Raw genomic sequence first — 25,062 nt, 5'->3', positions numbered from 1 at the left:
TCCGTCATTACACCCGAGGTACCGTAGCGGAGGAAACGCCTTTTCCGCTGCCTCACGCTCCTGTGCCAAGTTGCTTTACATGTACAGAAGCGCTTTCACTGGCATCGCTTAGGCATTTCCCTCTCAGAGTGTCCGGACTGCCGCAAAAGTTTACGTGTGCATCCTGACAGTGTTCACGCACCCGCTGGAGGGGCTTAATGTGCCTCCCAGCGCGGATTTGCATGCGCTCAGTCACATATCACCGGGTTAAACTCACCGGCTTTGTCGTATCTCCAGGAGCAGTAGCGTGAATACGGAAAACCATTCCCAGACGGCCGCTTTTCTCTGGTCGATTGCCGACCTGCTGCGCGGTGATTTCAAGCAGTCCCAGTACGGCCGCATCATCCTGCCGTTCACCCTGCTGCGGCGGATGGAATGTGTGCTGGAACCGACCAAGGAAGCGGTGATCCGTGAGTCCTATGCGCAGGAAGGCCGGCCTGATCTGGTGCGTGAGCGGCTGTTGCTGCGCGCGGCCGGGCAGCAGTTCTTCAATGCCTCCAAGCTGACCCTCGGCACGCTGTCCGACACCCAGACCGCTGCCGACCTGATGAGCTATGTGCAGTCCTTCAGCAAGGATGCCCGCGAGATCTTCGAGCACTTCCACTTTGAAGATTTCGTGCAGCAGCTTTCCGCCGCCAACCTGCTCTATCAGGTGGTGCAGCGCTTTGCTGCCACTGACTTGAGCCCCGAGCGCATCAGCAACTTCGGCATGGGCATCATCTTTGAAGAGCTGATCCGCAAGTTCGCGGAAAGCTCCAACGAAACCGCCGGGGAGCACTTCACCCCGCGCGATATCGTCCACCTGACCACCTCGCTGGTGATCACCGGCCAGGACGACAAGCTCAAGCCCAACAGCATCGTCACCATCTACGACCCGACGGCCGGCACCGGCGGCTTCCTCTCCGAGGGCGACGAGTACATCCAGTCCATCAGCCAGCAAGTCACCGTGTCGCTGCACGGCCAGGAGCTCAACCCCGAGTCCTACGCCATCTGCAAGGCGGACATGCTGATCAAGGGCCAGGACGTCACCAGCATCAAGCTGGGCAACACCCTGTCCGACGACCAACTGGCCGACAGTCGCTTCGACTTTATGCTCAGCAACCCGCCGTTTGGCGTGGAGTGGAAGAAGGTACAAAAGCAGATCACCGACGAGCACACAGAACAAGGCTTCAGCGGCCGCTTCGGCCCCGGCTTGCCGCGTGTGTCCGATGGCTCGCTGCTGTTTTTGCTGCATCTGGTCAGCAAAATGCGTGACCCGCGCGAAGGCGGCTCGCGCATCGGCATCATCCTCAACGGCTCGCCGCTGTTTACCGGCGGCGCCGGTTCGGGCGAGTCGGAGATCCGCCGCTACCTGCTGCAGAACGATCTGGTCGAGGCGATCATCGCCCTGCCCACCGACATGTTCTACAACACCGGCATCGCCACCTATGTGTGGGTGCTCTCCAACCACAAGGCCGCCGTGCGCCAGGGCAAGGTGCAGTTGATCGACGGCAGCCAGCACTTTGCCAAGATGCGCAAATCGCTGGGCAGCAAGCGCCAATACCTCACCGAGGCGCAGATTGACGAGCTGGTGCGCCTTTATGGCTGCTTTGAGCAAACCCCGCAGAGCAAGATCTTCCCGGTCGAAGCCTTCGGCTACCGCCGTATTACTGTCGAGCGCCCGCTGCGCCTGAACTTCCAGACCAGCCCCGAGCGCATCGCCAAAGTGCTGGAAGAAAAAGCGATCCACAAGCTCAACCAGCCAGCGTGTGCCAGCCTGCTGGCAGCCCTGCAGGCGATGGACGCCAGCCTGGTGCATCGCAACCGCGAGCAGTTCAGCAAACTGCTGAAAAAGGCCCTGAGCGCCCATGATCTCTTCCTCGGCACGGCAGAGATGAAGGCGCTGCTTAGCGGCTTAAGCGAGCGCGACCCAGAGGCGGATATCTGCATGGTCAAAGGCCAGCCGGAAGCCGATGCCGGCCTGCGCGACTTTGAGAACGTGCCGCTGGGCGAGTCGGTGTATGACTACTTTGAGCGCGAAGTGAAGCCCCATGTGCCGGATGCCTGGATCGACGAGAGCAAGCGTGATGAGCAGGATGGCGAGGTCGGCGTGGTCGGCTTTGAGATTCCCTTCAACCGCCACTTCTATGTATTCCAGCCGCCGCGCCCGCTGATTGATATCGACCGCGATCTGAAAGCCTGCACCGATCGCATCAAGCAGATGATCGAGGGGCTGTCGGCATGAGTTTTTCTGCCTATCCGCAATACAGGGACTCAGGGATCGAAACCCTCGGAGAAATTCCGAGCCATTGGGACGTGACGCGGCTTCCGTACGTGATTTTTGAAAATAATGCCGGCGAAGTGATTGATAAGAATTTCTGGGGCGACGGATCAGAACTTCTGTACACATGCGCCAAGCAGCCACTGCTCTCTGACTATAAAGATTTTCCAGACAGGAAAAGAACTGGGGCAAATGATCTACTGCTTACAAGGAATGGAACCCCGTATGTTCATCTTCCAAGTCAAGGAGCCATTTACTCCAACGTAGTTCAGCGAGTCAGCCTCATACCTGGCATGGATCGAAAATTTATGAGGTCCGCTTTAGATGTGGCTACACGTGATCTCGTGGGCTATGGAGTATCAATCGCAAGCTTCAACTATGAAATGTGGGCCGCACTTCGTATACCGCTTCCTGATTATGATGAACAAACCCAAATCGCCCGCTTCCTCGACCACGAAACCGCCCGCATCGACGCGCTGATCGAAGAGCAGCAACGCCTGATCGAACTGCTCAAGGAAAAGCGCCAGGCCGTAATCTCCCACGCCGTCACCAAAGGCCTCGACCCGACGGTGCCGATGAAAGACTCAGGCGTGGAGTGGCTGGGCGAGGTGCCGGCGCATTGGGAGCTAAGTTCCGTGAAGTATGTGGTTACGGGTATGGGACAAGGCTGGAGTCCTCAGTGTGACAATTACCCGGCTCAGGATGGGGAGTGGGGTGTATTAAAAGTTGGCTGTGTAAATGGTGGGAATTTTAATCCGGCTGAAAACAAGCGCCTGCCAGATGACCTAGAGCCAGATGCTGGATTGGCGATTCAGAAGGGCGATTTATTGATATCGAGAGCAAACACCAGAGAACTTGTTGGCAGTGCGGCTGTTGCACTCAGCGATTATCCTAGGCTAATGCTTTGCGACAAGCTCTATCGCTTGCGTTTGAGTGACGATAAAGTTGCTCCCGAGTTCTTGGCTCTATACCTAGGGTCAAGCGCTGCTAGGAGTCAGATTGAATTGGCTGCAAGTGGCGCAAGTGACTCGATGCAGAACATATCGCAAGCAGTAATTATGGATATGCATCTTCCCTTGCCGCCAGTTGGAGAGCAGAAGTCAATCTTACGACTCCTTGATGACATCCTGAAATGCTCCGATGAGCTAGTTGTAGAAGTCACTACTCAGCGGCACCTACTTCAAGAACGCCGCTCTGCCCTAATCTCCGCCGCCGTTACCGGCAAGATCGACGTGCGCGGCTGGCAGCCACCGGCCAGCAGCCAAGCCCCCGAACCCGCCGTAGCAGAGGCCGTGTAATGGCAGACAGCAAGGAAGCCCAATTCCAGCAAGACATCATCACCGCCATGACCGCCCAGGGCTGGCTCACCGGCCCGGCCAGCGGCTATGACCGGCGCACGGCGCTCTATACCGAGGATTTCTTGAGTTACTTCAAGACGGCTTGGCCCGAGCGTTGGGACAAGTTTGCCAAGGCCAACCCGAACAACCCGGAAGGCGTGCTGGTGCAAAAGCTGGTGCGCGAACTGGAGCAAAGCGGCACCCTGGAGGTGCTGCGCCACGGCTTCAAGTTGCCGGGGGTGAAGATCGAGGCGTGTAGCTTCAAACCCGATCACGGCATGAACCCGGACACCCTTAAGCGCTACCAGTGCAACCGCCTGCGCGTGGTGCCGGAGGTCTCCTATTCGCCGCACGTTAGAGAGGGCGAGTACAACCCACGGCTGGATCTGGTGCTGTTCGTCAACGGCATCCCCGTCGCCACGCTGGAGCTGAAAAGCGAGTTCAAGCAGAGCGTGGAAAACGCCAAGCGCCAGTACCGTTACGACCGCCCGGTAAAAGACCCGCTGACGCGCAAACCCGAGCCGCTGCTCACCTTCAAGCGCGGCGCGCTGGTGCATTTTGCCGTGAGCCAGGATGAGGTGGCGATGACCACCCAGCTGGCCGGCAAGGAGACCTTCTTTCTGCCGTTCAATTTGGGCAGCCTCGACGGTGGTGCTGGCAACCCGCCCGCGCCGGATGACAGCCAGTACGCCACCGGCTACCTGTGGCAGCGCCTGTTCCAGCCGGATGGCTGGCTGAAGGTGCTGGGCCGCTTCCTGCACCTGCAGAAGAGTGTGAAAGAGGATGCCGACGGCAAGCGCGTTACCAAAGAAACCCTGATCTTCCCGCGCTATCACCAGTGGGAAGTGGTGAACCGGCTGATCGAGACCACTCGCAGCGAGGGGCCAGGCAGGCGTTACCTGATCCAGCACAGCGCCGGCTCGGGTAAGTCCAACTCCATTGCCTGGACGGCGCACCAGCTGGCTTCGCTCTACGATGCCGAGGGGCAGCGCCTGTTCAACTCGGTGATTGTGATCACCGACCGCACCGTGCTGGATAAACAGCTGCAGGACACCATCTACCAGTTCGAGCATGCTCAAGGGGTGGTTAAGTGCATCACCCGCGATATCGGCAACCAGAGTAAATCCGAGCAGTTGGCCGAGGCGTTGGCCGAACAGACGCGCATCATCATCGTTACCATCCAGACCTTCCCGGCGCTGTTCGATGCGTTGGATAAATACCCGAAGCTGGCCAGTGGCCGTTATGCGGTGATCGCTGACGAGGCGCACTCCTCGCAGACCGGCTCATCGGCCAGCAAGCTCAAGCAGATCCTTGGCAGTGATGCTGTTGTTGGAAAAGAAGGGGAAGGCGAAGAGATCAGCGCCGAAGAGCTGCTGGACGCCGCCGTGGCCGCCCGTGCGCCCAACGAGCGCATCAGCTACTACGCCTTTACCGCCACCCCCAAGGCCAAGACCCTGGAGCTGTTCGGCCGCCCGGCCAACCCGGCATTGCCGGCCAGTAGCGACAACAAACCCGAGGCGTTCCACCTGTATTCCATGCGCCAGGCCATTGAGGAGGGCTTTATCCTCGATGTGCTGCAGAACTACACCACCTACAGCACCGCCTGGAAGATCGCTCACCCGGACGGCGACGACGAGGAAGTGGACTCGAAAAAGGCGCGCATGAAGCTGGCGCGTTGGGTACGCCTGCACCCGTACAACATCAGCCAGAAGGTGGAGGTGATCGTCGAACACTTCCGCGCCAATATCCGCCACCTGCTGGGTGGCCAGGCCAAGGCGATGGTGGTGACCAGCAGCCGGCAAGAGGCGGTGCGTTACCAGCTGGCGGTGCAGGCTTACGTCAAGGAAATGGGCTACAACGATGTGCACCCGCTGGTGGCCTTCTCCGGCAGCGTGCTGCCGGATGAGGTGATCCCCGAAGAGGTGACGGAAAGCAGCAGCCTGCTCAACCCCGGCCTGAACGGGCGTGACTTGGCGCAGGCCTTCGACACCCAGGACTTCAATGTGATGATCGCCGCCAACAAGTACCAGACCGGCTTCGACCAGCCCAAGCTGTGCGCCATGTACGTCGACAAGAAGCTGCAGGGCGTGGACTGTGTGCAGACGCTGTCGCGCCTGAACCGCACCTTCCCGGCCAAGCAGACGTTCATCCTCGACTTCTTCAATGAGCCGCAGGATATCCTTGATGCCTTCCTGCCTTATTACACCAAGGCAGAGCTGAGCGACGTCACCGACCCGCAGATCATCTACGACTTGCAGAAAAAGCTCGATGCCGAAGGGATCTATCACTGGCAGGAGGTCGAGGCGTTCGCCCTGGCCTTCTTCGACCCGAAAGCGGCCGCCAGCAAGCTCAGCTACTACTGCCAGCCGGCCAAGGAACGCTTCGCCAAGCGTTACGCCTTCAGCGTCGAATCGCGCCAGCAGGCGCTGGATTACAAGCGCACCGCCGAAGCCAACGGCGACAGTGCGGGGCTGAAGAAAGCCGAGCACGCGCTGAAGGAGGCCGGAGAGCAGGTTGATCAGCTCGACCTGTTCCGCAAGAACCTGCAGAGCTTTGTGCGCCTGTATGAATTCCTTTCGCAGATCGTGCCTTATGAGGATCGCGAGCTGGAACAGCTCTGCGTGTTCGCCAAGCACCTGCACCCGTTGCTGCGGGTCGACCGCCTGCAACAGGACGACGTGGATGTCGGCGAGCTGCAGCTGACCCATTACCGTCTCAGCAAGCGCGCCGAGCACCAATTGCGTCTAAGCGAGGAGGGCGGCGAGTACACCCTCAAGCCTGGCAGTGACGTGGGCAGTGGAAAGCCACACGATCCGGAGAAGAAGCGGCTGTCGGAAATCATCGATGCGCTGAACGATATCTTCGGTGCCGAAGTCAGCGATGAAGATCAGCTGCACTTTCTCACCGGCATCGCCGAGCGCATCAGCCGCCAGGAAGATGTGATGGCGCAGGTGAACAACCACTCGGTAGATCAAGTGATGCACGGGCTGCTGCCAAAACGGGTAATCGATACCGTGCTGGACGCTATGACTGATCACGAGAAGCTCTCGCTCGAAGTGTTGGATAACGAGACCAAGAGCCGGGCGTTTGCGTTGGTGATCTACAAGATGCTGAAGGTGCTGGCTGGCGGGGATCGCTCGTCGACCGGCTTGTGAAGTTCGTTTCAACTACACAGCGCTCAGGAGTAATGCTCAGGATGGCAATTCCGGATTTTCAAAGTGTGATGCGCCCGGTGCTGCAGGCGGTTGGCGACGGCGTGCCGTTGCCGCTTAGCGCCCTGCGCGTGCGCATCGCCGATGTATTCCAGCTGACGGAAGAAGAACGCAAGGAACGGCTGCCTTCGGGGAATCAGACCGTGATGAACAACCGGGTGGGCTGGGCCAGAACCTATCTGAACAAGGCTGGCCTGCTGAAGATCCCGAACAAAGGAATGGTGCAAATAACCGACCGGGGGCGGGAGGTGCTTGCAACTGGACCGGAGCGAATCACCGTGAGCTGGCTGAAGCAGTTTCCGGAATTCGCCGATTTCCATACGGCTAAACCGCAGGTGACAGATGCCGCTGCCGTTGTAGACGGTGATCTAGCCGAAACCACACCGGATGAGCAGTTGGCCGAAGCCTATCAGGCGTTGCAGCAATCCCTAGCCGACGAACTGCTGGCGCAGGTTCGGGCTGCTACGCCGAGCTTCTTCGAGCAGGTAGTCGTCGATCTGATGATCGCCATGGGCTACGGTGGTTCGCGAAAGGAGGCCGGCAAAGCGACTCAGCTCACCAACGACGACGGTATCGACGGCATCATCAAGGAAGACAAGCTCGGGCTGGATGTGATCTACCTGCAAGCCAAGCGCTGGGCCAACACCGTGCACCGCCCGGAGATCGACAAGTTCATCGGCGCACTGACGCGAAAGCGAGCGCGCAAGGGCGTATTCATCACCACCTCGGACTTTTCTACTGGCGCGAAGGATGCGGCGCGCGGTCTGGATATCAAGGTCGTATTGATCGACGGCATCGAGCTTGCCCGCCTGATGGTCGAACACAACCTCGGCGTGAGCATCAAGCACGTGTATGAGGTCAAGCAGATCGACAGCGACTACTTTTCCGAGGAGTGACCACGCCTGCGCTGTGAGGGCCGGCGCGAACGTGGTTAGTGTCGCCCAGCCTGCCCGCAAGATTGCCGGTGGAGATTCAGGCGCGTGTCGAGGCGCAGGGCTGCTTGCTGAGACCTTCGACCATCTTTCGACACCGCAAAGAAAAGCCCCGAGAATCGCAAGATTCTCGGGGCTTCGTGTTTGGTGGAGCCGGGGGGATTTGAACCCCCGTCCGCCAGCTCTCCGCTATTGGTTCTACATGCTTAGCCAGATCTACTGAGTTAACTCCGCGCCGCCCGATTGGCAGGGTGCTTGGAGCGAGCTGTATGAGATTTAGCCGTTACGTCTACAGCGAACTTGGCGGCGATCCTGTTCTATCTGACGGTCATTTCGGGTTTACAGGCATCCCCTAGTGACCGCTGGAGCCGAAGCTACCAGATGAAGGTTAGGCGGCTAGCGCGTACCCTTCGTAGTTGTCGTCGTTGGCAACTATAGGTTTGCAACAGTTTATTTACGAGTTCTGTTACCAACTCGGCATGCCCCTCAAGTTTCGTTACCGGCGTCGAATCCTAATCGGCCCCTGGTGAAGCTTGTGGTGCTTCAGTGGCTGCGGAGTCTACTAGGGTGATTTGGGCTTGTCGATCATTTTTTAGCCATGCTGGTTAAAAAGTGATCAGTGCGCGGCCGGGCCGGTGCAAGCCGGCCCGGGCCGCCTTTCTTACTGGCCGGCGCCGGAGCCGGAGCCACTGGTGCCGCCGCTGCCGCTGCTGCCCGGGCCCTTGAGTTCCTGTAGCGCCTTGGTGCTGTGGGCGATGCAGGCTTCCTTGTCGCCAGCCTGTTGCGCCTGTTTGGCCTTCTGGGTCAGCTCCTCGACCTGGCTGCGCGCCGGCTCGCCGAGAGTGACGGTGTTGGTCGCCATGTTGTTCTCGATTTCCTGCAGGTTGATCGCGCACAGATCGTCTTCGGCAAAGACGGCAGGGCTGGCCAGCAGGGCGGCTGATGCGAGCAATACGTGGATCTTCATTGTGGGTCCTCCAGTCTTTTGGACTTCCCGGTCCGCCAGGCGTACGGGTGAGCAGCGGCACCGAGTCGAAGCGAACCCGTCACGGGCTCTGAAATTCCGACTGCGATTGCGCTTGAGCGTTCATCGAACTGCCACAAACGAAACGGCCCGGCTTGGTGGCCGGGCCGTTGGGCCACTCAGGCAGGTGTCGCCATCTTTGGCCGGCTGGTCCGGTCGACCAGATAGACCAGGCCGTGGTAGTCGATCTCACCATGGCGCGACAGGCCGATCTCGCAAGTGCGGCTGGTGGAGATGCCTTCGTCGCAGATCTGCACGGCATTCTTCAGGCTGCGCAGGGCATGCTCGTTCAGCTCCGGCGTGGTGAAACCCTTGTCGCCGGCGAAGCCGCAGCAGTGGATGCCTTCAGGCACCACGACTTCCTTGGTGCAGTGGCGGGCGATGTCGATCAGCGCCTGCGCCTCGCCCAGGTGCTGGGTGCTGCAGGTGACGTGCACGGCGATCGGCTTGTCCTGCGGGACGAAGTCCAGTTTGTCGAGCAGGTGCGTGCGGATGAAGCGCACCGGGTCGTACAGATCGAGGCGCTGATCGGTCAGGCCCTGGACCAGGCGCAGGGTGCAGGGGCTGGTGTCGCAATAGATCGGGTCGAGCCCGCCGCGGCTGGCCTTGAGCAGCGCGTCGAGCATTTCCTGGCGCTTGCGTTCGCCCTGCTCGGCATAGCCCTTGGAGGCAAACGGCTGGCCGCAGCACAGGTCGTTCAACTGTTCGGGGAAGATTACCTGGTAGCCGGCCTTTTCCAGCAGGCTGCGGGTCTTGTCGAGTAGCGGCTCCTGTTCCTGATCGCGCGCGGCCGGGCCCATGGCGCGGGATACGCAGGCGGCGAGGTAGACCACGCGCGGGCGCTCATCGGTGGGCGACGCCTTGGGCAGGTTCAAACGTTGCAGCGGCTGCGGCGTAGCCGGCGTCCACTGGGGCACACGGCCCTTGCTGGCGCGGGTCATGGTCGCCGACAGCTTGGCCAGGTTGCGCGTACCCATGATCAGGTGTGCGCCGTTGGCCACATGCAGCATGAAGCGGGTGCCTTGCACGGCGGTGGCGAAATGCTCGGCCAGCCAGTTGGCGGTACCGGTTTTGTTCGCCTCACGGCCGCGCAGCTTGCGAACCAGATCGCCGGTGTTGATGCCGACCGGGCAGCGCTGGGCGCAGAGGCCGGTGGCGGCGCAGGTGTCGACGCCGTGGTAGTGGTAGAGCCGCTCGATTTCCGTGGTGTCGACACCGGCGCGCTTGCGCGCCTGGATGTCGCGCCAGATGACGATGCGCTGGCGTGGCGTCAGGGTCAGCCCGTTGGACGGGCAGACCGGCTCGCAGAAGCCGCACTCGATGCACTTGTCGACGATCTCGTCGGCGGCCGGCAGCGGCTTGAGGTTCTTCAGGTGGATGTCCGGGTCTTCGGAGAGCACCACGTCCGGGTTGAGGATGCCGGTGGGGTCGAGCAGGCGCTTGATCTTCCACATCAGCGCATAGGCCTCGCTGCCCCATTCCAGCTCGACGAAGGGCGCCATGTTGCGCCCGGTACCGTGCTCGGCCTTGAGCGCGCCGCCGAACTCGACGGCGACCAGCTGCGCCACTTCGCCCATGAAGGCCTCGTAGCGGGCGACCTGGGCCGGATCATCGAAGCCCTGGGTGAAGACGAAGTGCAGATTGCCCTCCAGCGCGTGGCCGAAGAGGATCGCTTCGTCGTAGCGGTGCTTGTCGAGCAACTCGATCAGCCGGTTTACACCTTCGGCCAGGCGCTCGACGGGGAAGGTGACGTCCTCGATGATCACCGTGGTGCCGGTCTGGCGCACCGCGCCGACTGCCGGGAAGGTGTCCTTGCGGATCTTCCACAGCTGGTTGTAAACGACCGGGTCCTCGCTGAAATCGACCTGCTTTTCCACCGGGAAGTGCGCGATGGAGGCCATGATCTGGTTGATCTGCTCATGCAGCAGGGTCTGGGTTGCGGCGCGCGACTCGATCAGGAGCGCGCAGGCGGTCGGCGACAGCTCCTTCACCCACTCGGGCATGCCGGCCTTGTGCTCGACCGAGCGCAGGCTGCGGCGGTCGAGCAGCTCCACGGCCGACACCGGCTGCTGCTTGAGCACCGGTACGGCGAGGCAGCAGTTCTCCACGTCGGGGAACACCACCAGCGCGCTGGCCTTGTGCGGATGGTCCGGCACGGTGTCGTAGGTCACCGCGCTGATGAAGCCCAGCGTGCCTTCGGAGCCGACCATCAGGTGGTTGAGAATGTCCAGCGGCTCGTCGTAGTCGACCAGCGCATTGAGGGAGAAGCCGGTGGTGTTCTTCAGCCGGTACTTGTGGCGGATCTTCGCGGCCAGTTCGGTATTGGCGCGGGTTTCGCGGCCGAGTTCGGCCAGTTGCTCGAGCAGAGCGGCATGGCTCTGGCGGAACGCCGCGACGCTGGCGGCATCCTCGCTGTCGACCACGGTGCCGTCGGCCAGCACCACGCGCAGGCCGGCGAGGGTCTTGTAGCTGTTCTGCGCGGTGCCGCAGCACATGCCGCTGGAGTTGTTGGCGACGATGCCGCCGATCTTCGCCGCGTTGATCGAGGCCGGGTCGGGGCCGATCTTGCGCTGGAAGGGTGCGAGCACGGCGTTGGCGTTGGCGCCGATCACGCCCGGTTGCAGGCGGATCTGCTCGCCGCCGTTGCGAATCTCGCGGCCGTTCCAGTTGTCGCCGAGGACGATCAGTACCGAGTCGCTGATCGCCTGGCCGGACAGGCTGGTACCGGCGGCGCGGAAGGTCACCGGCACGTTCTCGGCATGCGCCAGCTTGAGCAGCCTGACCACTTCGGCTTCGGATTCGACGCGCACCACCAGCTTGGGAATCAGCCGGTAGAAGCTGGCGTCGGTGCCGAAGGCGAGGGTGGAAAGCGGGTCGTCGAAGCGGCGCTCGACCGGGATCAGGCGCTCGACTTCGCGGAGGAACGCCGCCGGCAAGGGCGCACGTTCGAGCTGGGCGGCCGCGTTCATGCGTCCTCCAGGATCAGCAGGACCAGATCCTTCGGCCCGTGGGCGCCATAAGCCAGCACCTGTTCGATGTCAGCGGTTTTCGACGGGCCGGAAACCAGCAGGGCATTGGTCGGCATGCCGGCGGCCCACTGGAACTTCTGCTGGATCTCGTAGAAGTTGTCGTGGATTTCGCTGGCCTTGAGGATGGCGAAATGCACCGGCGGCACCAGGCTCATCAGGCGCGGCTCCTCGCGGGTGGGCCACATGATCAGGCTGCCGGTGGAGGCGATGGCGCCGAGGGTGCCGGTGAGGCTGGCCGGGGTGTCGTTGAACAGCTCGTCCTTCCAGTCCTCGACCGGGCGGTCGTAGGCCTTCAGCGTCGGCAGGCCTTCACGACCGGCGCAATGCGCGGTGAAGCGCTGGCCGTACGGCGTGGTCGGGGCGATCAGCAGGCTCGGCAGCTGACGGTCGTGCAGCAGCTGCTCGAGCAGGGCGGGCCAACCGGCGTCGGTGGTCAGGTGGATTTCGGTGTGCACCGCTTCCATCAGCTGACGCAGACGAGCGATACGCTGTTCCGGCGCGTAGCTCCAGGGCTGGGTGACCAGCGACTCGTCGTAGTCATCGACGATCGGCGTGGTGCCCTCCAGGCTTTTTTTCAGCTTGGCGAGAATGTTGGCCTTGGCGCTCATCGCTTGCCCTCCAGGTGTTCCTTGGCCAGCTCGTGCAGCGAGCGGGCAGCCGGTTTCGGTGCGCTGTGGTTCTGCGTCCAGGGGCCGATGTTCGATGGCGTCAGGGCGCGCAGGCGTGTGGCGAAGAAGCCGAATACGCGGTACAGCGTCGGGCTGGTGTTGAGCAGGCGCCAGCCGGCCCAGATCAGCCGTTCCTGCCTGGAGTACTTGCTGCCCTGGCCGCGCATGACCTTGTGCGGGTCGTCCGGCGCCTTGACGTTTTCCTCGCGCAGGCGGCGCAGGAGGGTCGGAATCGGAATCTTCACCGGGCAGACTTCGCCGCAGGCGCCGCACAGCGACGAGGCGCTGGGGTGATCCGGCACCTTGTCCAGGCCGACCATGTGCGGGGTGATGATCTTGCCGATCGGCCCGGGATAGACCTCGCCGTAGGTGTGGCCGCCGACGCGGGTGTACACCGGGCAGTGGTTCATGCAGGCGCCGCAGCGGATGCAGTTCAGCGTTTGGCGCAGCTCGCTGTCGGCGAAGGCCTGGCTGCGGCCGTTGTCCAGCAGGATCAGGTGCACTTCCTGCGGGCCGTCGAGCTCGCGCGCCTTGCGCGGGCCGGAGATCATGTTGACGTAGGTGGTGATCGGCTGGCCCAGCGCCGAGCGAGTCAGCAGCGAGAGCAGCGGGACCACGTCGCGCAGGTTCTCCACCACCTTTTCGATGCCGGTGACGGCGATATGCACCGGCGGCACGGTGGTGCTCATGCGGCCGTTGCCCTCGTTCTCCACCAGCAGCAGGGTGCCGGTCTCGGCCACCGCGAAGTTCACCCCGGAGACGCCGATATCGGCCTCGAAGAACTTCTGCCGCAGCGTGCGGCGACCGATCTGAATGAGTTGGTCGACGTCCTTGGTGTACTCCACGCCGAGTTTCTCGTGGAACAGGGACGCGACCTGGCCGGCGTTCTTGTGGATTGCCGGCATGATGATATGAGAAGGCTTCTCGTGGTCGAGCTGGACGATGTACTCGCCCATGTCAGATTCCAGGCATTCGATGCCATGGCCGTCGAGGAAATGGTTCATCTCCATCTCTTCGCTGACCATCGATTTGCCCTTGATCACTTGTCGCGCCTCGTGAGCGCGGGCGATCTCGAGGACGATGTTGTTCGCCTCGTCTACCGTCTCCGCCCAGTGCACTTTCACACCGTTGCGGGTCAGGTTGGCTTCCAGCCGCTCGAGCAGTTCGGGCAGCTTGGACAGTGCGCGAGCGCGGATATGGTTGCCCATCTCGCGCAGCCGCTCGCGTTCGTCGGCATCGCTGAACGCCGCGGCGCGCTTGGTCATCAGCGAGTCCATGGCGGTGCGGAAGTTGCGCCGCAGCTGCTCGTCCTTCAGCGACTTGCGCGCGCGGGCGCGGAAATCCGGATCGCCGGCGTTTTCGATCTGAATCGCGGGAATACGCTGTTCGGCGTTCATCGGGCACCTCCGGTGCGTTGCCAGAGGAAGCTCGCCAGGTGCTGGCCGCGCAGGGCTTCACGCTGCTTTTCCAGCGAGCCGTTGATGTTCATCAGGCAGCCGCAGTCGGCGCTGACCACCTGGTGCGCGCCGGATTCCTTCAGCGCACGGGTCTTGTCCAGCACCATGGCGCCGGAGATATCGGGCATGCGCACGCTGAAGGTGCCGCCGAAGCCGCAGCATTCGCTCTCGTGGTCATGCTCGACGCGCTCGACCTGGCCCAGCTGGGCGAGCAGGGCGCGGCCGTGCAGGTGGGTATTCATTTCGCGCCGAGCCGAGCAGGAGGTGTGCAGGGCGACCTTGGTCGGCGTGCCGGCATCCTTGAACTCGACCTTGCAGACATTGAGCAGGAACTCGGCCAGCTCGAAGGTGCGCTCGGCCAGCGCCTGGGCCTTCTTCAGCGTGGCCGGCTCGTCCTTGAACAGGTCCAGATAGTGGTGGCGCAACATGCCGGCGCAGGAACCGGAAGGGACGACTACCGGCCAGTCGTTGGCGAACAGCTCCAGCTGCGCACGGGCGACCTTTCGCGCCTCGTCGGTATAGCCGGTGGTGTAGGCCGGCTGGCCGCAGCAGGTCTGACCCTGCGGGTAGTGCACGGTCAATCCTTCGCGCTCGAGCAGGCGAATGGCATCCAGGCCAGCCTCGGGATAGAACAGATCCACCACGCAGGTACCGAACAGGTAAACCTGGCTCGGCTTGGCAGGATATTCGCGTGGTTTGGGCAGCGGCGGCGCGACGCGGGTGGCGTTCGGCGCGGCGTTGTAGAAGAGTTCGCTCATCGGCTTGGTCTCCGGGTGGGCCCGGTTATCCGCAAACTGCGGGAGGTTGAAGCGCTCTTGCCCCGCATGGGCGGGGCAAGGTTTCACGGTTGTCTTACTTACCGACCAGCGGGTCGGTCACGCCCATCACGTAGATCGCGATCAGGCCGATCGCCCCCGTGAACAGTACGTAGTACAGCGTAGGCCAAACGGTCTTGCGCAAGGTCTGCCCTTCGCGGCCGAGCAGGCCAACGGTGGCGGATGCGGCAACCACGTTGTGGATCGCCACCATGTTGCCGGCGGCGGCGCCGACGGCCTGGATCGCAACGATCATCGCGCCGGAGATGCCGAGGTTGGTGGCCACGCCGAACTGGAACTGGCTGAACATCATGTTGCTGACGGTATTCGAGCCGGCCAGGAAGGCGCCCAGCGCACCTACCGTCGGTGCCAGCAGCGGATAGACGCTGCCGACGCTGTCGGCGACATAGCGCGCCATGGTGATCGGCATGCTGGCCAGCTCGCCGGCATTCACGCCGGAGTTGATCAGGATGCGCACCATCGGCACGGTGAACAGCAGTACGAAGCCTGCGCTCAGCAGCACGCTGGAGGATTCCTTGATCGCTGCGCCCAGCTCGCGGGCCTTCATGCCATGCAGGAAGAAGGTCGCCAGAACCACCAGGACGAGAATGCCGCCCGGCAGGTACAGCGGCTGGATGCTGGCGCTGACGCCGGCTTCGCCGAGCAGGTCGTTGAAAGCGATGTTCCAGGCCTTGAGCAGGTTGCCGACGTCGGGGAACACACGGCTGATCACCAGCAGCGCGCCGACCAGTACGTAGGGCAGCCAGGCACGGAAGGTGCTCATCGGGCGGGCAGCCAGGTCCTCGAGTTTCATTTCCACGCTGCCCAGCCATTCGCTCGGCCAGTCCTTCGCGTCGGCGAAGTCCCAGGTGCGCTTGGGTACCAGAAAGCCCATGCGCGCCGCGGTGGTGACGATGCCCAGGCCAATCAGGCCGCCGAGCAGGGAGGGGAATTCAGGGCCGAGGAATACGCCGGTGGCGACGTAGGGCAGGGTGAACGCCAGCCCGGCGAAGATCGCGAACGGCAGCACTTCGAAGCCGGCCCTCCAGCTCTTTTCCTTGCCAAAGAAGCGGGTCAGCATCAGCACCATGATCAGCGGCATCACGGTGCCGACGATGGCGTGGGTGATCGCCACGCTGCTGGTGATCTGCTGCAGGTAGGCCTGCCAGCTCGAACCTTGCTCGACCAGCTGGGCGCCGATGGTGGCGGTATCCAGGCCGCTGTTGACGCCGACGATGATCGGCGTGCCGACCGCGCCGAAGGACACCGGCGTGCTCTGGACCAGCATGCCCATCAGGACCGCAGCCATCGCCGGGAAGCCGATCGCTACCAGCAGCGGCGCAGCAATCGCCGCCGGCGTACCGAAGCCCGAGGCGCCTTCGATGAAGCAGCCGAACAGCCAGGCAATGATGATGGCCTGGATGCGGCGGTCAGGGCTGACGGTGGTGAAGCCGGCACGGATGGCGGTGATGCCGCCGGAATGCTTCAGGGTGTTCAGCAGCAGAATCGCGCCGAAGATGATCCACAGCAGGCCGATGGTGATGACCAGGCCTTGCAGCGTGGAGGCGAGGACCCGGTTGAAACTCATGTCCCAGACGAACAGCGCGACAGCGGCGGTGACGACGTACACCAGCGGCATCGCCGTGCGGGCCGGCCAGCGCAGGCCGATCAGCAGGACAGCGGCGAGCAGGATCGGGGAAAAGGCAAACAGGGCGAGCATACCTGTCGACATGTCAGACCTCCGCCGTCACGTTGCACGATTGATAGCCCGGCAGGGCCGCGGGAAGACAGCTGAGCAAAAACGGCATGGAGGATCCTCTTTTTGTTTGATGCTCGTTTTGTAAATTGGTAATACCAATTCTCGGCAGAGAATGGCCAGCGTAAGAGTTCGCTTGTCAATGCGTCAATGAGGCCTGCATAGACTTTGGTCGCAGGGTGGTGTCTTGCGGGGGCTGAGGGCGCTCGCTAGTCTGGCTGCCTATATAGTGGTCAAACCAATCGAGGCATGAATGGAAGTGGGAATGGTGCGCCAGCGGCGGCTGGCTGATGGCATCGTGGCGCAACTGGAGACGATGATTCTCGAGGGCACGCTCAAGGCGGGTGAGCGCCTGCCGGCCGAGCGCGTGTTGGCCGAGCAGTTCGGCGTCTCGCGTCCGTCGCTGCGCGAGGCGATCCAGAAGCTGGCGGCCAAGGGCCTGCTGGTCAGCCGGCACGGCGGCGGCACTTTCGTCGCCGAGTCGCTGGGCTCGACCTTCAGCGACCCGCTGCTGCACCTGCTGGAGAACAACAGCGATGCTCAGCGGGACCTTTTGGAGTTTCGTCATACGCTCGAAGGCAGCTGTGCCTACTACGCGGCGCTGCGCGCCACCGAGGTTGACCGCCAGCGCCTGACCGAAGCCTTCGAAGCGCTACAGGACTGCTATGCGCGCGAGGGCAAGGTCACCCGCGCCGAGGAGGGGGCGGCCGACGCCCAGTTCCACCTGGCGATCGCCGAGGCCAGTCACAACGCCGTGCTCCTGCACACCATCCGCGGTCTGTTCGATCTGCTCAAGCGCAACGTGGTGACCAACATCGGCGGAATGTATGCGCTGCGCGACGAAACGCGCGACATGCTGATGAGCCAGCACCGCGAGCTCTATGAAACGATCATGGCGCGGCGGGCGAACGAGGCGCGCGATGTGATCCATCGACACATCAGCTATGTGCAGGAAGTGCTGGCCGAGGGACAGCAGGAAGCGCAACGTCTGGCCCGGGCGCAGCGCCGGCATGGCGAGCGGGGCCTCGCGGCAGGTGTGAGGAGCTGAGGCGAGCGAGCAGGGCGGACGCGGTCAGTCGTCCTTGCCCTTGCTGCGAATGGCGCGCTGGATTTCCCGGTCGGAGTCGCGCTCCTTTGCGGTGTGGCGCTTGTCGTATTCCTTCTTGCCCTTGGCCAGGGCGATCTCGCACTTGATCATGTGCTTCTTCCAGTACAGCGACAGCGCTACGCAGGCGTAGCCCTTCTGCTGCACGGCACCGAACAGCTTGCCCAGCTCGCGCTTGTGCAGCAGCAGCTTGCGGGTACGGGTCGGGTCGGCGATCACGTGAGTGCTGGTGCTGGTCAGCGGGCTGATGTGCGCGCCCATCAGCCAGGCCTCGCCATCCTTGAGCAGCACGTAGCTGTCGACGAGCTGGGCCTTGCCGGCGCGCAGACTCTTGACCTCCCAGCCGGCGAGCACGAGCCCGGCTTCGAATTTCTGCTCGATGAAGTAGTCGTGTAGCGCTTTCTTGTTAAGCGCGATGGTCCCGGGGGACTGCTTTTTCTGTTTGGCCATAGGGCGCGCATTATAGGCAGTCGCGCTGCGGCTGGCGACAGCTCGCCGCGTTGGCGTGAACTTGAGGCGATCCGGTTAATCCCGGACAATGCTGCAACTTGTTTCAGGCGTCGGGTCTTCGGCGCCTTGCCTGACGCTGACCGGCCGGCCGGCGCTCGCACCTGAAGTAGAAGGTCCGCATGACGACGCACATTCAACGCTCCGCGCTGCTGCCTTACCCTGCGCAGGCCCTGTTCGACATGGTCAACGATGTGGCGAGCTATCCCCAGTTCCTGCCCTGGTGTACCGCCACCGAAGTGCTGTCCAGCAGCGACACGCACATGCAGGCGAGCATGACGGTGGGCAAGGCCGGGCTGAGCCAGCGCTTCAAGACGCGCAACGATCTGGAGCCGGGCAAACGTATCGAGATGACCCTCGAAGAAGGGCCGTTCAGCCATCTGCACGGCATCTGGGAATTCAAGGCGCTGGGGGAGCAGGCCTGCAAGATCAGCCTCGATCTGCGCTTCGATTACGCCGGCCCGGTGGTGAAAATGGCGCTGGGGCCGTTGTTCACCCAGGCTGCCAATACGCTCGTCGATGCGTTCTGCGAAAGGGCCAAGCAGCTTTATGGATAAGCCTGTTGCCATCGAAGTCGTCTATGCGCTGGCCGACAAGCAGCGCTTGCTCCGGCTCACCGTGCCGCAGGGAACCAGTGTGCGCCAGGCGGCGTTGGCGTCCGGCATGCAGGCGCATTTCCCCGGGCTGGACCTGGCCGCTGCGCCGCTTGGCATTTTCGGCAAGGCAGTGCCGAAGCCCGACGAGCGGCTGGTGGAGGAGGGCGATCGTGTCGAGATCTATCGACCGCTGATCGCCGACCCCAAGGAAGTCCGCAAGCAGCGCGCCGCGAAGGCGGCGAAGAAGCAGGCCGACGCCGCCGAGCCGGACACGGCCGGCTAAGCGGCCAGCGGCAGGCTTCACGGCGACCATGCGGGCCGGTTGCCCGGCCCCTGGCGCGCCGATCAGGGCATGACCACTTCGATGACGCCATTGGCATTCAGGGTGATCTGACGGCTGCCCGCTTCGATCTCCGGCATGGATTCGGCATCCATCATCGCGGCCTTCATGCGTGGCCCGCGCAGCGGCTGGAAGTTGCCGCCACCGTCGAGGCTGAGACTCACCAGCCGGTAATCCTTGCCGCCCAGTGCCTCGGTAGCCAGCTGGGCGCGTGCGCGGAACGCCGCGACGGCCTCCTTGAGCAGGGCGTCTTCGGTCTTCTGGGCAACGGCATCGGAGACGCTGAACTGCATGTCGGCCATTTTCAGGCTTTGCATCAGATCGGCGGTCAGCTTGGACAGCGCTGCGAAGTCACCGCTTTCCAGGCGGATTTCCGCACGCTCGCGCCAACCGACTATGCGTTGGCCCTTTTCCTCGTAGACCGGATAACTGCTGCGATTGCCCTGGCTGACCGTCACGCCCTTGGCCTGCCGCGCCCGTTGCAGCGCCTCGTTCAGCGTGCGGGTCGTCTCGCCCGCCAACTGCGCCGGATCGCTGTGCTGGCTTTCGGTGTAGAGCGTGACCTGCATCCGGTCGTGCGGCACTTCCTGGCTGACCTCGGCACGCAGCGATACCTGGTTGTAGCGCTGGTCGTCGGCCAGGGCCTGGGCGCTGGCGAACAGACTCAGGCATGCCAGCAGGGTCATGCTGTGAGAGACTCGCTTGAACATTGGTTGCTCCTCGAACGGACAAATAAGGATAAGAGCGATGAATGTAACCGGCTCTGGCCGTTTGCACAGTGATTCCGTGCGTCCTGTTGCCGCACGGGAGTCGGCGAATTGGCGGCTTCGTTATACTCGCCGGATCCTTGGAGATTCCATGTATTCGTCCGTTCAGCTGCTGTCGGCCAGCCGCGAAAACCTGCGGCTCCTGATCCTGATCAGAATCCTTGTGCTCGCCGCGCAGTCCGGTGCGGTGGGCATCGCCTATGCGACGCAGTTGCTGCCCCTGCCCTGGTTGGCGCTCGGTATCACCCTGGGGCTGTCGGCGCTGCTCTGTGTCGGCACGGCCCTGCGGCTGCGGGGCCCATGGCCGGTCACCGAGCTGGAGTATGCGGTGCATCTGGGCTGCGACCTGCTGATCCACAGTGCCTTGCTGTACTACTCCGGCGGTTCGACCAACCCCTTCGTTTCCTATTACCTGGTGCCGCTGACCATCGCGGCGGCGACCTTGCCCTGGCTGTACTCGATCGTGCTTTCGGGCTTCGCCCTGGCCGGCTACACCGCGATGCTCATCTGGTACGACCCGTTGCTGCTCGAGCCTGCCGAGCGCGCCACGTTGCAGGTGTACGGGATGTGGCTGAGCTTCGCCCTGGCGGCGGCGCTGATCACCTTCTTTGTCGCGCGCATGGCCGAACAGCTGCGGCAGCAGGCCCAGCTGCAGGCCCAGCGGCGCGAGGAGAGCCTGCGCGACCAGCAGCTGCTGGCGGTAGCGACCCAGGCTGCCGGCGCAGCGCACGAGCTCGGTACCCCGTTGGCGACGATGAGCGTGCTGCTCAAGGAGTTGCGCCAGGAATACAAGGAACCGCAGCTCAACGAGGATCTGGGGCTGCTGCAGTCGCAGGTACAGCTGTGCAAGGAAAGTCTGCAGCAGCTGGTGCGCGCTGCCGAGGCCGATCGTCGCCAGGCCGTTCAGGAACAGACCGCCAAGGAATGGGTCGACAGCGTGCTGCAGCGCTGGCATCTGATGCGCCCGGAGGCGACCTATCGCTTCCAGTGCCTGGGCAAGGGCAGTGCGCCGCGCCTGATGCCGGCGGCCGATCTCAGTCAGTCACTGCTCAATCTGCTGAACAACGCCACCGATGCGTCCCCGGATGATCTGGACATTCGTCTGGATTGGGATGCGCAGTGGATCAAGCTGACCATTCGTGACCACGGTGCCGGTGTCCCGCTGGCGATCGCCGAGCAGATCGGCCGGCCCTTCATCACTACCAAGGGCAAGGGCTTCGGCCTCGGGCTGTTTCTCAGCCAGGCCAGCGTGACCCGTGCTGGCGGTACCGTGAAACTCTACAACCATGAAGAAGGTGGCACACTGACCGAGCTGCGCCTGCCGCACGGTATGCTGCGCAGCTGACTTCAGTCGTTCAAGCGGAGGAATAGACATGACCGACGAGTTGCAGCAAGAGGGCGAGGAGCAACCTCATCTGCTTCTGGTGGATGACGATCCGACATTCACCCGCGTCATGGCGCGGGCCATGAGCCGCCGCGGTCTGCGCGTGAGCATCGCCGGTTCGGCGGACGAGGGGCTGGCGATGGCTCGCCAGGACGTTCCCGATTACGCGGTGCTCGATCTGAAGATGGACGGTGACTCGGGGCTGGTACTGCTGCCCAAGCTGCTTGAAGTCGATCCGGAAATGCGCGTACTGATCCTTACCGGCTATTCCAGCATCGCGACGGCGGTTGAGGCCATCAAGCGCGGTGCATGCAACTATCTGTGCAAGCCGGCCGATGCCGATGATGTGCTCGCCGCGCTGCTATCGCAGCATGCCGACCTCGACAGCCTGGTGCCGGAAAACCCGATGTCGGTCGATCGGCTGCAGTGGGAGCACATCCAGCGCGTGCTCAGCGAACACGACGGCAACATCTCCGCTACGGCGCGCGCCCTCGGCATGCACCGGCGGACCTTGCAGCGCAAACTGCAAAAGCGCCCGGTACGCCGCTGAGCCGAACCGCCGTCGAGCCCACGGAGCCGCTGGTGCCGTGGGCCGGATGCTTTAACATGCCGGGTTTCGCTCGATCCCAGGCCCCGGCATGTCTCTTGTCCTCCAGACCCTGAACGTCACCGCTCCGGTTTTCGCGATGCTCTTTCTCGGCGTCGTCCTGCGCCGGCTGGGCTGGATCGACGCCGCCTTCATCAACACGGCGTCGGCATTGGTGTTCAAGGCAACGATGCCGACGCTGCTGTTCATCTCCATCATCGAGGCCGACCTGAGTGCTGCGCTGCAGCCGCGGGTGTTGATCTACTTCGCCCTGGCCACGTTGGCGACGTTCTTGCTGGCCTGGGGCTGGGCAATGCTGCGCTGCCCCCGGGCCGACCGCGGCGTCTACGTGCAGGGCGCGTTTCGCGGCAACAACGGCATCGTCGGCCTGGCCCTGGCCAGCAGCCTCTATGGTGATTACGGTCTGTCGCTCGGTGGGGTGCTGGCGGGCCTGGTGATTCTGCTCTACAACAGCCTTTCGGCGGTGGTGCTTGCGATCTACAACCCCGCCGGGCGGACCGATGTGCGTTCCATTCTCGGCAGTATCCTGCGCAATCCGCTGATCATCGGTGTGGTGGCAGCCATGCCGTTCGCCTACTGGCAGGTCGCGCTGCCCGGCTGGTTGATGACCAGCGCCGGCTACTTCGCCAAGATGACGCTGCCGCTGGCGCTGATCTGTATCGGCGGCACCCTGACCCTCGAGGCGCTACGCGAGCGCAATGGCATGGCGCTCAGTTCGAGCCTGATGAAGATGGTCTGGCTACCGCTGGTTGCCACGCTCGGTGCCTGGGCGTGCGGTCTGCGTGGCCCTGAGCTGGGCATCCTGTTCCTCTATTTTGCCAGCCCGACGGCAGCGGCCAGTTTTGTCATGGCCCGCGCGGTCAATGCCAATGCCCAGTTGGCGGCCGCGATCATCGTGATCACCACGCTGATCGCGGCGCTGACGATCAACCTCGGTCTGCTGCTGTTGCGCTGGCTCGGCTGGATCTAGCCGGGCCAACGCCTGCAGCGGGCCGGGGTCAGGCCTGCTGGCGCTTCCAGGCGCGTGCGGCGATCACCAGGATCGTGACCGCCGTCAGCGGCAGCACATAGCCGAGCATGGCTTCGCCAAAGGTCTCGGCGAATGGTCGGCCGGTGTTGGCCAGCACCAGGTAGGCGGTGTAGGCGATGTAATAGCCAAGGAACAGCAGGCCTTCCCAGCGGCGGATGCAGTAGCCGGCGAAGAAGATCGGCAGACAGGCCAGGGCGACGCCGATCATCACCGGGAAATCGAATGCCAGCGCGGCATCGGACACCTTGATCAGCGTTGGCGAGACCAGCGAGGCCAGGCCCAGCACGCAGAGCAGGTTGAAGAGGTTGCTGCCGACGATGTTGCCGACCGCAATGTCGCGCTCGCCGCGAATCGCCGCCAGGATCGAGGTTGCCAACTCCGGCAGCGAGGTGCCGATGGCGATCACGGTCAGGCCGATCACCAGCTCCGACAGGCCCAGCGCCCGGGCCAGGGCCACGGCGCCCTCGACGAGGAAGTTCGAACCGGTCACCAACAGGACCAGGCCGGCGATCACCAGGCCGGCGTTGATCAGACTGGCATGCGGCTTGGTCGTTTCCTCGAGGCCGAACTCCTTGGCGAACTCGTCGTCCGCCGGTGCGTTGTTGCGCCGGCTGCTGACGATCAGAAAGCCCGTGTAGGCCACCACGCAGAGAAACAGCACGGCGCCGTCGATGCGGCTCAGCGCGCCATCCCAGGCCAGCGCATAGGTCAGCAGGCTGGCGCCGATCATGAGCGGCACGTCCAGACGGATCAGCTGGCGCGAGACCACCAGCGGCGCGACCGCGGCAGTCAGGCCGAGAATCAGCAGTACGTTGGCGATGTTGCTGCCCACGACGTTGCCAATGGCAATGTCGCCGCTGCCGTTCCAGGCTGCCTGGACGCTCACCGCCGTTTCCGGGGCGCTGGTGCCAAAGGCGACCACGGTCAGGCCGATGATCAGCGGCGAGATACCGAACTGGGCGGCCAGGCGCGCGGCGCCGCGAACCAGTACCTCGGCGCCGGCCACGAGCAGCACCAGGCCTGCGGCGAGGTAAACGAAGGTCATCAGGGTCATCGAAGGCTCCGAAGAGTAGGAAATCAGTGCCGGCGTCGCCAGGCGCGCAGAAAGATCACGGTTAGGGTCACGGCGGTCAAGGGCAATACGTACCAAGTCATTGCATGGCGGAACAGGTCCAGCGCGCCGAGACCGACCGCGAAGAGCACGAGATACAGGCAGTAAGCCAGGTAGTAGGCGAAGAACAGCAGGCCTTCCCAGCGGTTGATGCGGTAGCCCGAGAAAAAGATCGGCAGGCAGGCGGCGAACACCGCCAACATGACCGGGAAGTCGAATGCCAGCGCGTTGGGTGAAATCGACAGGCCGGCTGGCGAGGCCAGCGCAGCCGAGCCCAGCACCAGCGTCAGGTTATAGACGCAGCTCCCGATGGCGTTGCCGACGGCGATGTCGCGTTCGCCGCGCCAGACGGCCAGCGCCGAAGTGGCCAGCTCCGGGAGGGAGGTGCCGACCGCGACCACGGTCAGGCCGATCACCAGTTCCGAAAGGCCGAAGGCGCGGGCAAGTTCGGCCGCGCCTTCGATCAGCAGTTTCGAGCCGCCGATCAGCAGGCCGAGGCCGATCAGGATAAGAACCAACTGGCGCACCCGCCGAGGCGCCTTGGCGCTAGACGCGTCGCTCGGCTCGCGGGCAGTGTGGTTCTCGCGCCAGGCGGCGACGACCAGAAACGCCGTGTAGACGACCAGGCTCAGCAGCAGTACGACGCCTTCGGCCCGGCCCAACTGGCCGTTGCGCGCCAGCAGATAGGTCAGTGCGCCGGTGCCGAGCAGCACCGGAACGTCCAGCCGTATCAGCTGACGCGAGACATGCAGCGGGGCGATCATGGCGCACAGGCCAAGCACCAGAAGGATGTTAGCGATGTTGCTGCCCAGCGCATTGCCGACGGCCATGTCGCCACGCCCGGACAGGGCCGCCTGCAGGCTGATGGCGGTCTCCGGCGAGCTGGTGCCGAGGGCGACGATCGTCAGGCCGACGATCAGAGGCTTCACGCCGAGGCCCAGCGCCAGCCGCGATGCGCCGCGCACCAGGGCTTCGGCGCCGACGAAAAGCAGGGTCAGGCCAGCGACGAGATAGGCGAGAACTAGCGGTGACACCAGGTGCTTTCCCCCGTGAGCTGCAACGCAGCTGAGCCGGCCGCCGGCTGCC

Annotated in this window: 20 protein-coding genes and 1 other RNA gene; 10 read left to right on the top strand and 11 right to left on the bottom strand. The window is 63.3% G+C overall.

What is annotated here, in order from left to right; all coding sequences use genetic code 11:
- Window positions 1-286: 286 nt before the first annotated feature.
- Genes AC0KXH_RS15700 through AC0KXH_RS15685 form a run of 4 tightly spaced genes read left to right on the top strand, consistent with a single transcriptional unit; the run spans window position 287 to window position 7,744 of the window.
- Window positions 287-2,263 (top strand): type I restriction-modification system subunit M, encoded by a 1,977-nt coding sequence (locus tag AC0KXH_RS15700; RefSeq protein ID WP_488223668.1) that lies wholly within the window; start codon window positions 287-289, stop codon window positions 2,261-2,263.
- Entirely contained in the window at window positions 2,260-3,597 is a 1,338-nt protein-coding gene (locus tag AC0KXH_RS15695) for a restriction endonuclease subunit S (RefSeq protein WP_488223667.1), read from the top strand. Before AC0KXH_RS15700 ends, AC0KXH_RS15695 begins: the two co-directional genes overlap by 4 nt.
- Entirely contained in the window at window positions 3,597-6,791 is a 3,195-nt protein-coding gene (locus tag AC0KXH_RS15690; RefSeq protein ID WP_488223666.1) for a type I restriction endonuclease subunit R, read from the top strand. The genes AC0KXH_RS15695 and AC0KXH_RS15690 overlap by 1 nt, the downstream gene beginning before the upstream one ends.
- Before the next feature lie 41 nt (window positions 6,792-6,832).
- Window positions 6,833-7,744, top strand: coding sequence for a restriction endonuclease (locus tag AC0KXH_RS15685; protein ID WP_488223665.1), 912 nt, complete (start codon window positions 6,833-6,835; stop codon window positions 7,742-7,744).
- Between the two features lie 181 nt (window positions 7,745-7,925).
- Here the strand turns inward: AC0KXH_RS15685 and ssrA are convergent.
- The 7 genes from ssrA to AC0KXH_RS15650 all read right to left on the bottom strand — a co-directional run bounded on the left by ssrA (window position 7,926) and on the right by AC0KXH_RS15650 (window position 16,505).
- Window positions 7,926-8,304, bottom strand: a transfer-messenger RNA (tmRNA) gene (gene ssrA, locus AC0KXH_RS15680).
- A gap of 137 nt (window positions 8,305-8,441) precedes the next feature.
- Window positions 8,442-8,747: a hypothetical protein gene (locus AC0KXH_RS15675; RefSeq protein WP_041103890.1), complete on the bottom strand. Its 306-nt coding sequence runs from the start codon at window positions 8,745-8,747 to the stop codon at window positions 8,442-8,444.
- Window positions 8,748-8,923: 176 nt separating this feature from the next.
- On the bottom strand, window positions 8,924-11,773 hold the full coding sequence (locus AC0KXH_RS15670; RefSeq protein WP_488223664.1) for an FAD-binding and (Fe-S)-binding domain-containing protein: 2,850 nt from the start codon (window positions 11,771-11,773) through the stop codon (window positions 8,924-8,926).
- Window positions 11,770-12,441, bottom strand: a complete 672-nt coding sequence (locus AC0KXH_RS15665) for a LutC/YkgG family protein (RefSeq protein ID WP_043221765.1) — start codon at window positions 12,439-12,441, stop codon at window positions 11,770-11,772. Before AC0KXH_RS15665 ends, AC0KXH_RS15670 begins: the two co-directional genes overlap by 4 nt.
- A complete protein-coding gene (locus tag AC0KXH_RS15660) occupies window positions 12,438-13,898 on the bottom strand; it encodes a LutB/LldF family L-lactate oxidation iron-sulfur protein (RefSeq protein ID WP_488223663.1) in 1,461 nt (486 codons plus the stop codon). Before AC0KXH_RS15660 ends, AC0KXH_RS15665 begins: the two co-directional genes overlap by 4 nt.
- Window positions 13,895-14,716: a (Fe-S)-binding protein gene (locus tag AC0KXH_RS15655; RefSeq protein ID WP_041103899.1), complete on the bottom strand. Its 822-nt coding sequence runs from the start codon at window positions 14,714-14,716 to the stop codon at window positions 13,895-13,897. The genes AC0KXH_RS15660 and AC0KXH_RS15655 overlap by 4 nt, the downstream gene beginning before the upstream one ends.
- Before the next feature lie 94 nt (window positions 14,717-14,810).
- On the bottom strand, window positions 14,811-16,505 hold the full coding sequence (locus AC0KXH_RS15650; protein ID WP_488223662.1) for an L-lactate permease: 1,695 nt from the start codon (window positions 16,503-16,505) through the stop codon (window positions 14,811-14,813).
- 277 nt (window positions 16,506-16,782) lie between these two features.
- Between AC0KXH_RS15650 and AC0KXH_RS15645 the strand changes: the two genes are divergently transcribed.
- Window positions 16,783-17,577 (top strand): GntR family transcriptional regulator, encoded by a 795-nt coding sequence (locus tag AC0KXH_RS15645; protein WP_041103903.1) that lies wholly within the window; start codon window positions 16,783-16,785, stop codon window positions 17,575-17,577.
- A gap of 24 nt (window positions 17,578-17,601) precedes the next feature.
- On the opposite strand, the gene smpB is transcribed toward AC0KXH_RS15645, so the two are convergent.
- Window positions 17,602-18,084 carry an SsrA-binding protein SmpB gene (gene smpB, locus AC0KXH_RS15640; protein ID WP_041103905.1) on the bottom strand — a complete coding sequence of 161 codons (483 nt, stop codon included), beginning with the start codon at window positions 18,082-18,084 and terminating at the stop codon, window positions 17,602-17,604.
- Between the two features lie 179 nt (window positions 18,085-18,263).
- Here smpB and AC0KXH_RS15635 point away from each other — a divergent pair, with 179 nt between their 5' ends.
- Both AC0KXH_RS15635 and AC0KXH_RS15630 read left to right on the top strand, forming a co-directional pair.
- Window positions 18,264-18,698: a type II toxin-antitoxin system RatA family toxin gene (locus AC0KXH_RS15635; RefSeq protein WP_041103907.1), complete on the top strand. Its 435-nt coding sequence runs from the start codon at window positions 18,264-18,266 to the stop codon at window positions 18,696-18,698.
- Entirely contained in the window at window positions 18,691-19,020 is a 330-nt protein-coding gene (locus AC0KXH_RS15630; RefSeq protein ID WP_041103909.1) for an RnfH family protein, read from the top strand. The genes AC0KXH_RS15635 and AC0KXH_RS15630 overlap by 8 nt, the downstream gene beginning before the upstream one ends.
- Before the next feature lie 62 nt (window positions 19,021-19,082).
- On the opposite strand, the gene AC0KXH_RS15625 is transcribed toward AC0KXH_RS15630, so the two are convergent.
- Window positions 19,083-19,787, bottom strand: coding sequence for an SIMPL domain-containing protein (locus AC0KXH_RS15625; protein ID WP_043221760.1), 705 nt, complete (start codon window positions 19,785-19,787; stop codon window positions 19,083-19,085).
- Window positions 19,788-19,935: 148 nt separating this feature from the next.
- Between AC0KXH_RS15625 and AC0KXH_RS15620 the strand changes: the two genes are divergently transcribed.
- The 3 genes from AC0KXH_RS15620 to AC0KXH_RS15610 all read left to right on the top strand — a co-directional run bounded on the left by AC0KXH_RS15620 (window position 19,936) and on the right by AC0KXH_RS15610 (window position 22,805).
- Window positions 19,936-21,189, top strand: coding sequence for an ATP-binding protein (locus AC0KXH_RS15620; RefSeq protein ID WP_041103912.1), 1,254 nt, complete (start codon window positions 19,936-19,938; stop codon window positions 21,187-21,189).
- A 28-nt stretch (window positions 21,190-21,217) separates the two neighbouring features.
- Entirely contained in the window at window positions 21,218-21,778 is a 561-nt protein-coding gene (locus AC0KXH_RS15615) for a response regulator transcription factor (RefSeq protein ID WP_041103914.1), read from the top strand.
- Between the two features lie 88 nt (window positions 21,779-21,866).
- The gene (locus AC0KXH_RS15610; RefSeq protein ID WP_212739726.1) at window positions 21,867-22,805 is read left to right on the top strand and encodes an AEC family transporter; all 939 of its coding nucleotides are present in this window, start codon (window positions 21,867-21,869) and stop codon (window positions 22,803-22,805) included.
- Window positions 22,806-22,833: 28 nt separating this feature from the next.
- Here the strand turns inward: AC0KXH_RS15610 and AC0KXH_RS15605 are convergent, their stop codons facing one another.
- Both AC0KXH_RS15605 and AC0KXH_RS15600 read right to left on the bottom strand, forming a co-directional pair.
- Window positions 22,834-23,919, bottom strand: coding sequence for a calcium/sodium antiporter (locus AC0KXH_RS15605; RefSeq protein ID WP_488223661.1), 1,086 nt, complete (start codon window positions 23,917-23,919; stop codon window positions 22,834-22,836).
- Window positions 23,920-23,942: 23 nt separating this feature from the next.
- Window positions 23,943-25,010 (bottom strand): calcium/sodium antiporter, encoded by a 1,068-nt coding sequence (locus AC0KXH_RS15600; RefSeq protein WP_488223660.1) that lies wholly within the window; start codon window positions 25,008-25,010, stop codon window positions 23,943-23,945.
- Window positions 25,011-25,062: the final 52 nt, after the last annotated feature.

It is taken from the genome of Stutzerimonas sp. CXK-1, from assembly GCF_057738225.1.
Note: the sequence above shows the minus strand (reverse complement) of the source record. Positions and strands in the feature narration are given on the sequence as shown.